This is a genomic window from Streptomyces sp. NPDC127197 (assembly GCF_042672405.1).
In the GTDB taxonomy this organism is placed as follows: Bacteria; Actinomycetota; Actinomycetes; order Streptomycetales; family Streptomycetaceae; genus Streptomyces; species Streptomyces flavusporus.
The window spans coordinates 1-11,678 of the sequence record NZ_JBHXVG010000034.1 but is presented as its reverse complement, the minus strand read 5'-3'; the positions used below and the strand labels follow the sequence as shown (position 1 = coordinate 11,678).

9 protein-coding genes and 1 pseudogene are annotated in these 11,678 nt (G+C 69.7%); 5 read left to right on the top strand and 5 right to left on the bottom strand.

Annotated elements, in window-relative coordinates; translation table 11 throughout:
• Nucleotides 1-9: 9 nt before the first annotated feature.
• Nucleotides 10-621: a TetR/AcrR family transcriptional regulator gene (locus ACFVJQ_RS35530; protein ID WP_385515251.1), complete on the bottom strand. Its 612-nt coding sequence runs from the start codon at nt 619-621 to the stop codon at nt 10-12.
• A 245-nt stretch (nt 622-866) separates the two neighbouring features.
• Here ACFVJQ_RS35530 and ACFVJQ_RS35525 point away from each other — a divergent pair, with 245 nt between their 5' ends.
• From ACFVJQ_RS35525 to ACFVJQ_RS35510, 4 genes are all read left to right on the top strand, one after another.
• Complete coding sequence (locus tag ACFVJQ_RS35525; RefSeq protein ID WP_385515252.1) at nt 867-1,841, top strand: tetratricopeptide repeat protein; 975 nt, start codon at nt 867-869, stop codon at nt 1,839-1,841.
• 647 nt (nt 1,842-2,488) lie between these two features.
• On the top strand, nt 2,489-3,124 hold the full coding sequence (locus ACFVJQ_RS35520; RefSeq protein WP_224735155.1) for a DUF6230 family protein: 636 nt from the start codon (nt 2,489-2,491) through the stop codon (nt 3,122-3,124).
• Nucleotides 3,125-3,249: 125 nt separating this feature from the next.
• A complete protein-coding gene (locus ACFVJQ_RS35515) occupies nt 3,250-3,819 on the top strand; it encodes a DUF6114 domain-containing protein (RefSeq protein WP_385515253.1) in 570 nt (189 codons plus the stop codon).
• Nucleotides 3,809-5,167, top strand: a complete 1,359-nt coding sequence (locus ACFVJQ_RS35510) for a hypothetical protein (RefSeq protein ID WP_385789764.1) — start codon at nt 3,809-3,811, stop codon at nt 5,165-5,167. The genes ACFVJQ_RS35515 and ACFVJQ_RS35510 overlap by 11 nt, the downstream gene beginning before the upstream one ends.
• A 97-nt stretch (nt 5,168-5,264) precedes the next feature.
• On the opposite strand, the gene pyk is transcribed toward ACFVJQ_RS35510, so the two are convergent.
• The 3 genes from pyk to pta form a co-directional block, all read right to left on the bottom strand.
• The gene (gene pyk / locus ACFVJQ_RS35505; RefSeq protein ID WP_385515255.1) at nt 5,265-6,695 is read right to left on the bottom strand and encodes a pyruvate kinase; all 1,431 of its coding nucleotides are present in this window, start codon (nt 6,693-6,695) and stop codon (nt 5,265-5,267) included.
• 74 nt (nt 6,696-6,769) lie between these two features.
• Nucleotides 6,770-7,984, bottom strand: coding sequence for an acetate kinase (locus tag ACFVJQ_RS35500; RefSeq protein WP_385515256.1), 1,215 nt, complete (start codon nt 7,982-7,984; stop codon nt 6,770-6,772).
• Complete coding sequence (gene pta, locus ACFVJQ_RS35495; protein WP_385789762.1) at nt 7,981-10,071, bottom strand: phosphate acetyltransferase; 2,091 nt, start codon at nt 10,069-10,071, stop codon at nt 7,981-7,983. The genes ACFVJQ_RS35500 and pta overlap by 4 nt, the downstream gene beginning before the upstream one ends.
• Before the next feature lie 194 nt (nt 10,072-10,265).
• Here pta and ACFVJQ_RS35490 point away from each other — a divergent pair, with 194 nt between their 5' ends.
• Nucleotides 10,266-11,291: an ATP-dependent 6-phosphofructokinase gene (locus ACFVJQ_RS35490; RefSeq protein WP_385515258.1), complete on the top strand. Its 1,026-nt coding sequence runs from the start codon at nt 10,266-10,268 to the stop codon at nt 11,289-11,291.
• Between the two features lie 9 nt (nt 11,292-11,300).
• Here the strand turns inward: ACFVJQ_RS35490 and ACFVJQ_RS35485 are convergent.
• Nucleotides 11,301-11,573, bottom strand: a pseudogene (locus ACFVJQ_RS35485) (transposase); the annotation flags it as partial.
• Nucleotides 11,574-11,678: the final 105 nt, after the last annotated feature.

The window sequence follows — 11,678 nt, the reverse complement described above, 5'->3', positions numbered from 1 at the left end:
TACGTACGGCTACGGCGTCAGGCCGTGCAGCAGCACCCGTGTGAAGGTTTGGACCCATTCCTCGTCCGCCGGTTCTGCGCTCACCAGGGTGCGGTGGACCACCGCGCCCGCGACCATGTCGAAGATCAGGTCCGCCGTGCGGGCCGATTCCGCCGGGTCCGTCTCCGGGGGGAGTTCGCCGCGTGCCTGGGCGCGGGCGCGGCCCTCCAGGACCAGGCGTTTCTGGCGGTCGACGATCGACGTGCGGATGCGCTCGCGCAGCGCCTCGTCGCGCGTCGACTCCGCGACCACCGCCATCAGGCCGCTCTTGGCCTCCGGGCGGGCCAGGATCGCGGCGAACTGCAGGACGACGCCCTCGATGTCGGCGGCCAGTGAACCGCGGTCGGGCAGGCGCAGTTCGTCGAAGAGTTCCGCCACCGCGTCGACGACCAGTTCGTTCTTGCCTGCCCAGCGGCGGTACAGCGTCGTCTTCGCAACCCCGGCCCGCGTCGCCACATCTCCCAAGGTGAGCTTGGACCAGCCCAGTTCGACCAGAGCCGCCCGGGTTGCGGCCAGAATCGCGGTGTCGGCGGCGACGCTGCGCGGGCGTCCGGTGCGGCTGGCGGGGGTGCGGCTCTGCATCCCCCGACCCTAACTGGCCGGTTCTGCAGGGTAGTGAGGGAGATCACCGGGCGGTGGTGCCGCGGGGGCCCTGCGTGGCATTACGCTACGACTCGTAGCGAAAGCTCGTGGACGGCGTACGCGAGCGACGACCACAGGGCGTGGGGTGGGGACCCGGCGCCGCAGACCACGCAGTCGGCCACCCTTCCGGGTCCGGCTTTCACAGCGTTTTTCACACACGCGCGGGAACGGGGGAGGATAGACGCATGCAGCCACGGAACATGTCCATGAGCGGCGTCGTCGACCTCGCCGCGATGAAGGCGGCCCAAGAGGCCAAGGCGAAGGCGGAGCAGGCGCGCGCCGAAGCGGCCCGGAAGGGCGGGGGCGGGGCCGTCTCCCCGGCCGATCTCGTCATCGACGTCGACGAGGCCGGATTCGAGCAAGACGTCCTGCAGCGCTCCGCCGAGGTCCCGGTCGTCATCGACTTCTGGGCCGAGTGGTGCCAGCCCTGCAAGCAGCTCAGCCCCGTCCTGGAGCGGCTCGCCGTCGAGTACAACGGCCGCTTCGTCCTCGCCAAGATCGACGTCGACGCCAACCAGATGCTGATGCAGCAGTTCGGGATCCAGGGGATCCCGGCGGTCTTCGCCGTCGTCGCGGGCCAGGCGCTGCCGCTCTTCCAGGGGGCGGCCGGTGAGGCGCAGATCCGGCAGACCCTCGACCAGTTGGTGACGGTCGCCGAGCAGCGCTTCGGGCTGACCGGCCTGACCGTCGACCCGGAGGCCGAGCCGGGTGGCCAGGCCGCTCCCGCGCAGGTGCCGGCCGGGCCGTACGACGCCCTGCTGAACGCGGCGGCGCAGGCGCTGGACGCGGGCGACCTGGGCGGGGCCGTCCAGGCGTACAGGAACGTGCTCGCCGACGACCCCGGCAACCCGGAGGCCAAACTCGGCCTGGCGCAGGCGGAGTTGCTCCAGCGGGTGCAGGGCCTGGACCCGCAGCGGGTGCGCAAGGAGGCGGCCGAGAAGCCGGCCGACGCGCAGGCGCAGATCGCCGCCGCCGACCTGGACCTGGTGGGCGGTCATGTCGAGGACGCGTTCGGGCGGCTCATCGACACCGTGCGGCGTACGGCGGGCGAGGACCGGGATGCCGTACGCCTGCGGCTGCTTGAGCTGTTCGAGGTGGTCGGCGCCGACGATCCGCGGGTGACCGCGGCCCGCCGGGCGCTTGCCCGCGCCCTGTTCTAAGCGGGGCGGAGGACCCGTTCCACGGGCCTCCCGGCGCCATGAGGCGGCTGGTGCCCGAGTGACGGAACTGCCGACGGAGGACCACTGCGGCCGCGCTTTACCAAATCTTGGTAATCGCGGCCGCTGTTACTGCGAGTAAGTCGCGGGCGTTGATCTGTCGGATTCTGTCCAGCGATCAATAGTTTTGTCCTCGCCCTGGTTGCCACCCAGCGTCGCTGAGCGAGACCGAGGGGTCGTTGTTCGGTTATCCGGCCGTTACTAGTGAGTAACGAACCCCCTTGTGCGGGCGGCGAGAATGCACCACGATCGGCGACGCTCGGTCCATTCCCGCACCCCGACAGCCGGTCGGGTCACGGGATTTCCTGGGTCCCCACCGAGCAGAGTCGACGGCAGTGGCGCCGGCTCTTGGACAGGGGGGTCTTCGCCCACCGCGAAGCCTGTCCAGCAAGGTTGTGCGTGATGCGTGTCAGGCGCGACCAGTGGTTGTCGCTCGGGGGTGATCGCCGGTGATTCGGGCGCGGTTCGCGCCGCCGAGCGCAGGCGCTCTCCTTCCCGAGGACGTAGCACTTCTCCCATCCCTGCCCCGCTGAGCCGTCGTCCGAGGGCGAGCCGGGTGCCAGGAGATGTACGTCCGAGAAGGAGGAAATATGGAGTCCCAGGTGCGTGGTGGGACCAGATGGAAGCGGTTCGCTGTGGTCATGGTGCCCAGCGTTGCCGCCACGGCATGCATAGGTGTCGCACTCGCTCAGGGCGCTCTGGCCGCGTCGTTCAGCGTTTCCGGCCAGTCGTTCAAGGTCACGACCAAGCAGCTCGACGGTACGGGCTTCTCGCAGTACGGCGCCCTTGACGAGGGCTACACGCTCGACGGCAAGAAGACGGTTCACCCCGTCGCCGTCTCGGCGTTCAAGCAGGCGACCATCAAGAGCCTGTGCCAGTCGGTCGTCACCCCGAACATTCCGGTGCTCGGGAACGTCAGCCTGATCCTGCGGGCCGGCGACGGTGCCACTCCGGTCAAGGCCGAGAACCTGTACATCGACGTCGCCCAGCTCGAGGCCGACGCGACGTTCCGGGGCATCGACATCGGTGTGGCCGCCAAGGACGCCAGCAAGGGTCCGGGCATGAAGGGCGGCGGCGAGCAGTCGAACCCCTACGGGTTCGCCCAGCAGGCCGACTCGGTCACCCTGACCGACGTGAAGCAGACGGCGTGGGCGACCACCGCCGGAACCTTCAAGCTCAGCGGCCTGAAGATGTCGCTGTCGACGGGTGTCAAGGAGTGCTACTAGGCACTCTCTGACGGGCGGGGGAGCCGATGGCGCCCCCGCCCGTCCACTCTCCGCCCCCACTGCACCGCATCTGCACGCAGTACATCTCTCCACCACAGCAACGCCGTTCCAGGGAGCTGTTTTCCATGAGCGCCGAGACTCCTGCCGCGCCCGGCCACGACGAGCACTACCTCCGGGTCTTTCGGCGGAACTTCCGCGCCTGGCGGGGCACAAGGCCTTTCTGGGCCGGCCTGTTCGTCATGCTCGGCGGACTCCCCATCGCCTACTTCCCGTACGCAAACCTCCAGATCGGCCACCTGACGCTGGCGATGGCCACCACCGCGGGTGCCGGATCCCTGATCATCGGCGTGCTGCTCGTCGTCCTGGGCTTCAGCCTCTGGTTCCAGAAGCACGTCCGCACCTTCGCGGGTGTCGCGGCGATCCTGCTGGCGCTGGTGTCCATCCCGGTGTCCAACCTCGGCGGTTTCCTCATCGGCTTCCTGCTGGCCCTCGTCGGCGGCGCGATGGCCGTGGCATGGGTCGAGGGCGCGCCGCCCGCGCCGGAGCAGGCGCAGGCGGACACCAAGGGAACGGGCGGTGCCCCCGAGGGCGCGGTAGCGCCGGGCACCGCAGTCGCGGACGGGGTGGACAAGTCCAACGATCTGTCAGGAACGAGCCCCGGCAACGAGGCGAACGGGAGGCACAGTGCCGGCTGACGAGGTGACCCACGGGACTGAAGTGGACGAGTCCCGTGTGAGAACCGGGCCGCGCCACGCGGCACCCAAGAAGCCGCTGTTCACCAGGTTCCACATGCCGGCCGGCAAGGCGATAGCCCTCGCGGCGATGCCCACGGCGGTCCTCATGGGGATGGGGTTCACACCGAAGCTCGCCCTCGCCGAGGACCAGCCGGCCTCCCGGAGCCTGACGGCCGACGAGTACAAGGACTGCGTCGCCGCCCTGGAGGAGGCCGAGAACGGCTCCTCCGAGTCGGCCACGCCGTCGCCCTCCGCGTCGGCGAGCGAGAGCGCGTCCGCGGACGAGGCGGAGCCGAGCCCGTCGGCGTCGTCGGACGCGGGATCCTCGGACTCGTCGTCCTCTTCAGGGAGTTCGGGCAGCGACTCTTCGTCGGATTCAGGTGCCGACGACGAGGCCGAGCCCACGCCGTCGCCTTCCGCGTCGGAGAGCAGGGAGTCCGAGCCGGCCGGTGGCGCCACCGCCGAACCGTCGCCGTCCGAGAGCGACAAGGGCGTGCTGGAGACCATCGGCGACGCGGTGACAGGCGTCGTCGACACCATCACCGGCGCCGGCCAGGAGACCGCGAGCCCGACGCCGTCCCCGTCCGCCTCGGCGGGTCCGAGCGCGAGCGAGGCCCCGTCGTCGGGGAGTTCGGGGAGCACCGAGGACGCCGGCAAGGACACGTCCGACCCCGTCGAGGAGACCACCGACAAGGTCACCGACACGGTCGAGGACACCGTCGAGGACGCCACCGGTACGGCGTCCGAGGCGGCCGAGGACGCGGGCGAGGCCGCGCAGGAGGCCACCGCCTCCCCGACCCCGAGCCCCTCGGCGAGCTCCACCACGGACGTGGACGACTGCCCGGTCGCCACCGACGAGGAGGGCGGCGTCGACAACCCCGTGCCGCTGCCCGACGATCCCTGGTTCCTGGACGCCAGTTCGCTGCTGCTGAAGGGCGCCGACTATCAGGGCATCGTCGAGGTGAAGACCGCCAACGGCACGGTCAAGAAGGTCCTGAAGTACGTCATATCGGACGGCACCGACATCGGCGACCTGCACCAGACGGTGAAGGACGAGCAGTCCGGCAAGACGTACCACGTGCAGGCGGCCGAGGGCTCGACGTCCACCATCCGCGACGGCCAGACGGTGATGTACACCGAGAGCATCTCCGGCAACCTGCTGGGCCTGATCCCGGTCACGTTCGACCCGGAGCACCCGCCGCCGCTGAACATCCCGCTGATCTACTTCACCAACGTGAAGGTCCAGCAGGCCGGCCAGTTCGGCGGGACCCTGCACGTGCCCGGGCTGCATCAGTACGTCACCGACTGAGCGCCCCGCAAAGCCCGTTCGGGAGCCGCAACAACTGAGGGCGCCCCCTGGTCGCAGGGGGCGCCCTCAGTGCCGTATGGAGGCCGCTGTACGCGCGTCAGTCGCGGTCGCCGCCGCCGAGGTGGTGGACGCGGACCATGTTGGTGGTGCCGGGGACGCCGGGGGGCGAACCGGCGGTGATGATCATGATGTCACCCGGGTCGAAGCGGTTGAGCTTGGCGATCTCCTGGTCGACCAGGTCGACCATTTCGTCGGTGCTGTTCACGAACGGTACGACGTGCGACTCGACGCCCCAGCTGAGCGTCAGCTGGTTGCGGGTGGACTCGTCCGTGGTGAACGCCAGGATCTGCTGGGCGGCGCGGTAGCGGCACAGCCGACGGGCCGTGTCACCGGACTGGGTGAACGCCACCAGGCCCTTGCCGCCGAGGAAGTCCGCGATCTCGCAGGCGGCACGGGCGACCGAACCGCCCTGCGTGCGCGGCTTCTTGCCCGGGACGAGCGGCTGGAGCCCCTTGGACAGCAGCTCCTGCTCGGCCGCCTGGACGATCTTCGACATCGTCTTGACGGTCTCGATCGGGTACGCGCCCACGCTCGACTCGGCGGACAGCATGACCGCATCGGCGCCGTCCAGGATCGCGTTGGCCACGTCGGAGGCCTCGGCGCGGGTCGGCCGGGAGTTGGTGATCATCGACTCCATCATCTGGGTCGCCACGATCACCGGCTTGGCGTTGCGCCGGCACAGCTCGATCAGGCGCTTCTGCACCATCGGGACCTTCTCGAGCGGGTACTCGACGGCCAGGTCGCCGCGCGCGACCATCACACCGTCGAACGCCATCACGACGTCCTCCATGTTCGCCACCGCCTGCGGCTTCTCCACCTTGGCGATGACCGGGACGCGGCGGCCCTCCTCGTCCATGACCCGGTGGACGTCGTGCACGTCCTTGGCGTCCCGGACGAAGGACAGGGCCACCAGGTCGCAGCCCATGCGCAGCGCGAAGCGCAGGTCCTCGACGTCCTTCTCGGACAGCGCCGGGACGTTGACGGCCGCGCCGGGCAGGTTGATGCCCTTGTGGTCGGAGATGACGCCGCCCTCGATGACGATCGTCCTGACCCGCGCGCCCTCGACGTCCAGCACCTTCAGCTCGACGTTGCCGTCGTTGATCAGGATCTGGTCGCCGCGCGCGACGTCGCCGGGCAGACCCTTGTAGGTCGTCCCGCAGATCGTCTTGTCGCCCGGGACGTCCTCGGTGGTGATGGTGAACTCGTCACCGCGCACCAGCTCCACCGGCCCCTCGGCGAAGGTGGCGAGGCGGATCTTCGGGCCCTGCAGGTCGGCGAGGACACCGATGGCCCGGCCGGTCTCCTTGGCGGCGGCCCGGACCCGGTCGTACCGCCCCTGGTGCTCGGCGTGCGTGCCGTGGCTGAAGTTGAAGCGGGCCACGTTCATGCCGGCCTCGATCAGCGCGACCAGTTGCTCGTGGGAGTCGACCGCGGGGCCGAGAGTGCAGACGATTTTCGAACGGCGCATGGGGGCGATCCTATCGGTTTGTTTCGCTGCGGAATATTCCGTCTGGCGGAAAATACAAAAGGGCGGGATGCCGCTCAGGTGAGGTTCTGTGACCCCTTTACCAGCGCGTACGTCTGTGTCGCGATCTCCAGTTCCTCGTCGGTCGGCACGACCGCCACGGCCACCCTGGCGGACTCGGGCGAGATCAGTCGCGGTGCGTCGCCGCGTACGGCGTTCAGCTCGCTGTCCACCGCCAGGCCCAGCTCCTGCAGGCCCGCCACCGCAGCTTCCCGCACGGGCGCCGCGTTCTCGCCGACCCCGGCCGTGAACGCGATCGCGTCCACCCGGCCGAGTACCGCGTAATAGGCGCCGATGTACTTCTTCAGGCGGTGAATGTAGATGTCGAAGGCGAGTTGCGCCTGTTCGTCACCCTCGTCGATCCGGCGGCGGATCTCCCGCATGTCGTTGTCCCCGCACAGACCGATCAGCCCGCTCTTCTTGTTGAGAAGAGTGTCGATCTCGTCGGCGGACATTCCGCCAACACGCATCAAATGGAAGATGACGGCCGGGTCCATGTCTCCGGAACGCGTACCCATCACGAGCCCCTCCAGCGGCGTCAGCCCCATGGAGGTGTCCACGCACTTCCCGCCCCTGACCGCCGAGGCGGACGCCCCGTTGCCGAGGTGCAGCACGATGACGTTCACGTCCTCGGGGGCCCTGCCGAGCAGCTGGGCCGTGGCCCGGGAGACGTAGGCGTGCGAGGTGCCGTGGAAGCCGTAGCGCCGGATGCGGTGCTCGTCGGCGGTCTGCACGTCGATCGCGTAGCGGGCGGCCGACTCCGGCATCGTCGTGTGGAACGCGGTGTCGAAGACGGCGACCTGGGGCAGGTCGGGGCGCAGTGCCTGGGCCGTACGGATGCCGGTCAGGTTGGCCGGGTTGTGCAGCGGGGCGACCGGGATCAGCCGCTCGATCTCGGCGAGCACGGTGTCGTCGACGACCGTCGGCTCGGTGAAGTGCTTCCCGCCGTGCACGACCCGGTGGCCTATCGCCGCCAGCTCGGGCGAGTCGAGGCCGAGGCCGTCCCTGGCCAGCTCCGCCGACACGGCCTTCAGGGCGGCCTCGTGGTCGGCGATCGGGCCCGTCCACTCCCGGGTCTCGGCGCCCGTCGGGGTGTGCTTCAGGCGTGAGGTCTCCTCGCCGATCCGCTCGACGAGGCCCACCGCGAGCCGGCTGCTGTCGCGCATGTCGAGCAGCTGGTACTTCACCGACGAGGAGCCGGAGTTGAGGACGAGGACGCGGGAGGAGCTCACAGCTGGGATGCCTTCTGGTCGGAGGACTGGGCCTGGATCGCCGTGATGGCGACGGTGTTGACGATGTCCTGGACGAGGGCGCCCCGGGACAGGTCGTTGACCGGCTTGCGCAGACCCTGGAGCACCGGGCCGACGGCGATCGCGCCGGCCGAGCGCTGCACGGCCTTGTAGGTGTTGTTGCCGGTGTTGAGGTCGGGGAAGATCAGCACGCTGGCCTGCCCCGCGACCTCGGACCCGGGCAGCTTGGTCGCGGCGACCGTCGGCTCCACGGCGGCGTCGTACTGGATCGGCCCCTCGATCTTCAGGTCGGGCCGGCGCGAGCGGACCAGCTCGGTCGCCTCGCGCACCTTGTCGACGTCGGCGCCCGAGCCGGACGTACCGGTGGAGTACGACAGCATCGCGATCCGCGGCTCCACACCGAACCGGGCGGCCGTGGACGCCGACTGGATGGCGATGTCGGCGAGCTGCTCGGCGTTGGGGTCGGGGTTGACCGCACAGTCGCCGTAGACGAGCACCTTGTCGGCGAGGCACATGAAGAAGACCGAGCTGACGATCTTCGCGTCCGGCTTGGTCTTGATGATCTCGAAGGCCGGGCGGATGGTGGCCGCCGTGGAGTGCACCGACCCGGACACCATGCCGTCGGCGAGGCCCTCCTGGACCATCAGGGTGCCGAAGTAGTTCACGTCGGAGACGACGTCGTAGGCCAGCTCCACGGTCACGCCCTTGTGGGCGCGCAGCGCCGCGTACTTCTCGGCGAAGGCGTCGCGCAGCTCGCTGGTGGCCGGGTCGATCAGCTGGGCGTCGCCGAGGTCGATGCCGAGGTCGGCGGCCTTCTTGCGGATCTGGTCGACGGGGCCGAGCAGCGTGAGGTCGCAGACCCGGCGGCGCAGCAGCACCTCGGCGGCGTGCAGCACGCGTTCCTCGGTGCCCTCCGGCAGCACGACCCGCCGCATGTCGGAGCGGGCCTGCTCGAGCAGCTTGTGCTCGAACATCATCGGCGTCACCCGGTCGCTGCTCGGGGCGCTCACCCGCTTCAGCAGATCACCGGTCTCCACGTACCGCTCGAACAGGCCGAGCGCGGTCTCCGCCTTGCGCGGGGTGGCCGCGTTCAGCTTGCCCTCCAGGGAGAACAACTGCTCGGCGGTGGGGAAACTGAGGCCGGGCACCGACAGCACCGGGGTGCCCGGGGCGAGGCGGGCGGCGAGGGTGAGGATGTCGTCGCTCGGCACCTCGTTCAGGGTGAGCAGGACGCCTGCTATCGGCGGGGTGCCGGCGCTGTGCGCGGCGAGCGATCCGACGACCAGGTCGGCGCGGTCGCCGGGGGTGACGACCATGCAGCCGGGGGTCAGGGCGCCCAGGAAGTTCGGCAGCATCGCCCCGCCGAAGACGAAGCCGAGCGCGTCACGGGCCAGCCCCGAGTCGTCGCCGAGCAGCACCTTGCCGCCCAGGGCCTGCGAGATCTGGGCAACCGTCGGGGCGGACAGGGCCGGTTCGTCGGGCAGGACGTAGCAGGGCACGGGCAGCCGGTCCGTCAGCCGCCGGACGATCTCGTCGCGGTCCTCGCGGGCGACCCGGTTGGTGACCATGGCGAGGACGTCGCAGCCCAGCCCGTCATAGGCGCGGTAGGCGTTGCGGGTCTCGGCGAGCACCGACTCGGCGGTCTGCTTCCGCCCGCCCACGACGGGGATGACCGAGGCGCCGAACTCGTTGGCGAGCCGGGCGTTGAGGGACAGCTCGTCCGGGAGCTGGGTGTCGGCGAAGTCGGTACCGAGAACGAGGACGACGTCGTAGTCCCGCGCGACGCGATGGAACCGGCCGACGAGCGTGGACACCAGCTCGTCCGTCCCCCGTTCGGCCTGCAGCGCGGAGGCCTCGTGGTAGTCCATGCCGTAGACCGTCGCCGGGTCCTGGGACAGCCGGTAGCGGGCGCGCAGCAGCTCGAAGAGGCGGTCGGGCCCGTCGTGGACGAGGGGGCGGAAGACGCCGACGCGGTCCACCTGCCGGGTCAGGAGCTCCATGACTCCCAGTTCGACGACCTGGCGGCCGTCGCCACGGTCGATACCGGTCACGTACACGCTGCGCGTCACGCGTGCTCTCCGTTTCGTCTTCGTCTTCGTCTGCGTCACAAAAATCGCCCACCGAGGTGAGCAGAACCCTCTTGACAATACCTCTGGCCGTAGATAAGGCGCCCGTCAAGACGTCGTCGTGCTGAGGGACTGAGGGACGTGAAACAATCGGCAGTGGCTCACCGGTATCAACAGCGACCTGGAGACACAGCACGATGCGCATCGGAGTTCTCACCGCAGGTGGCGACTGCCCCGGCCTGAACGCCGTGATCCGGTCGGTCGTGCACCGCGCGGTCGACAACTACGGCGACGAGGTCATCGGCTTCGAGGACGGTTACGCGGGCCTGCTGGACGGCCGCTACCGCAGCCTCGACCTGAACGCGGTCAGCGGCATCCTGGCCCGCGGCGGCACCATCCTCGGCTCCTCCCGCCTGGAACGCGACCGCCTGCGCGAGGCCTGCGAGAACGCGGCCGACATCGTCAGCGACTTCGGCATCGACGCGCTGATCCCGATCGGCGGCGAGGGCACGCTGACGGCGGCCCGGATGCTGAGCGACGCCGGTCTGCCGGTGGTCGGCGTGCCGAAGACGATCGACAACGACATCTCGTCGACCGACCGGACGTTCGGCTTCGACACGGCGGTGGGTGTCGCCACCGAGGCCATGGACCGCCTCAAGACCACCGCCGAGTCCCACCAGCGCGTGATGGTCGTCGAGGTCATGGGCCGGCACGCTGGCTGGATCGCGCTGGAGTCCGGCATGGCGGCGGGCGCGCACGGCATCTGTCTGCCGGAGCGTCCCTTCGACCCGGCCGATCTCGTGAAGATGGTCGAGGAGCGCTTCGCCCGCGGCAAGAAGTTCGCGGTGATCTGCGTCGCCGAGGGCGCCCACCCCGCCGAGGGCACCATGGACTACGGCAAGGGTGAGATCGACCAGTTCGGCCACGAGCGCTTCCAGGGCATCGGTACGGCACTGGCGTACGAGCTGGAGCGGCGGCTCGGCAAGGAGGCCAAGCCGGTCATCCTCGGCCACGTCCAGCGCGGCGGCACCCCGACCGCGTACGACAGGGTGCTCGCCACCCGCTTCGGCTGGCACGCGGTGGAGGCCGCGCACCAGGGCCGGTTCGGGCGGATGACCGCGCTGCGCGGCAACGACATCGTCATGGTGCCGCTCGCGGAGGCGGTGACCGAGCTGAAGACGGTGCCGAAGGACCGGATGGACGAGGCGGAGTCGGTCTTCTAGGGTCCGTCTTCAAACGGATCTTGCCCAGAGCAGGAGCGACGCGAGTGTGACCGCTGCTTCGTAGGAGGTGGCGGTCTTCTCGTATCTGGTGGCGATGCCGCGGTAGGCCTTGAGCTGGTTGAAGCAGCGTTCGATGGTGTTGCGTCGGCGGTAGGTCTCGCGGTCGAAGCCTGGCGGTCGGCCACCTCGCCGGCCGCGGTTGCGGCGATGCCGGCGCTGGTCGTCCTTCTCCGGGATGGTGTGGGCGATCCCGCGTTTACGCAGGTAGGCGCGGAACCCGCGAGAACTGTAGGCCTAATAGGCACTGTGGATTGGCAGTTGTCAGTCCTGGCAGGGGTCGAGCGAGACGTCTGGGCTGTATGCAGCGCCTGGGAGTGCTTCGACAAG

What these genes read in the sequence shown, in the direction of transcription:
- ACFVJQ_RS35530 (WP_385515251.1), bottom strand. Translation starts at nt 621, where the DNA reads ATGCAGAGCCGCACCCCCGCCAGCCGCACCGGACGCCCGCGCAGCGTC.
- ACFVJQ_RS35525 (WP_385515252.1), top strand. Translation starts at nt 867, where the DNA reads ATGCAGCCACGGAACATGTCCATGAGCGGCGTCGTCGACCTCGCCGCG.
- ACFVJQ_RS35520 (WP_224735155.1), top strand. Translation starts at nt 2,489, where the DNA reads ATGGAGTCCCAGGTGCGTGGTGGGACCAGATGGAAGCGGTTCGCTGTG.
- ACFVJQ_RS35515 (WP_385515253.1), top strand. Translation starts at nt 3,250, where the DNA reads ATGAGCGCCGAGACTCCTGCCGCGCCCGGCCACGACGAGCACTACCTC.
- pyk (WP_385515255.1), bottom strand. Translation starts at nt 6,695, where the DNA reads ATGCGCCGTTCGAAAATCGTCTGCACTCTCGGCCCCGCGGTCGACTCC.
- ACFVJQ_RS35490 (WP_385515258.1), top strand. Translation starts at nt 10,266, where the DNA reads ATGCGCATCGGAGTTCTCACCGCAGGTGGCGACTGCCCCGGCCTGAAC.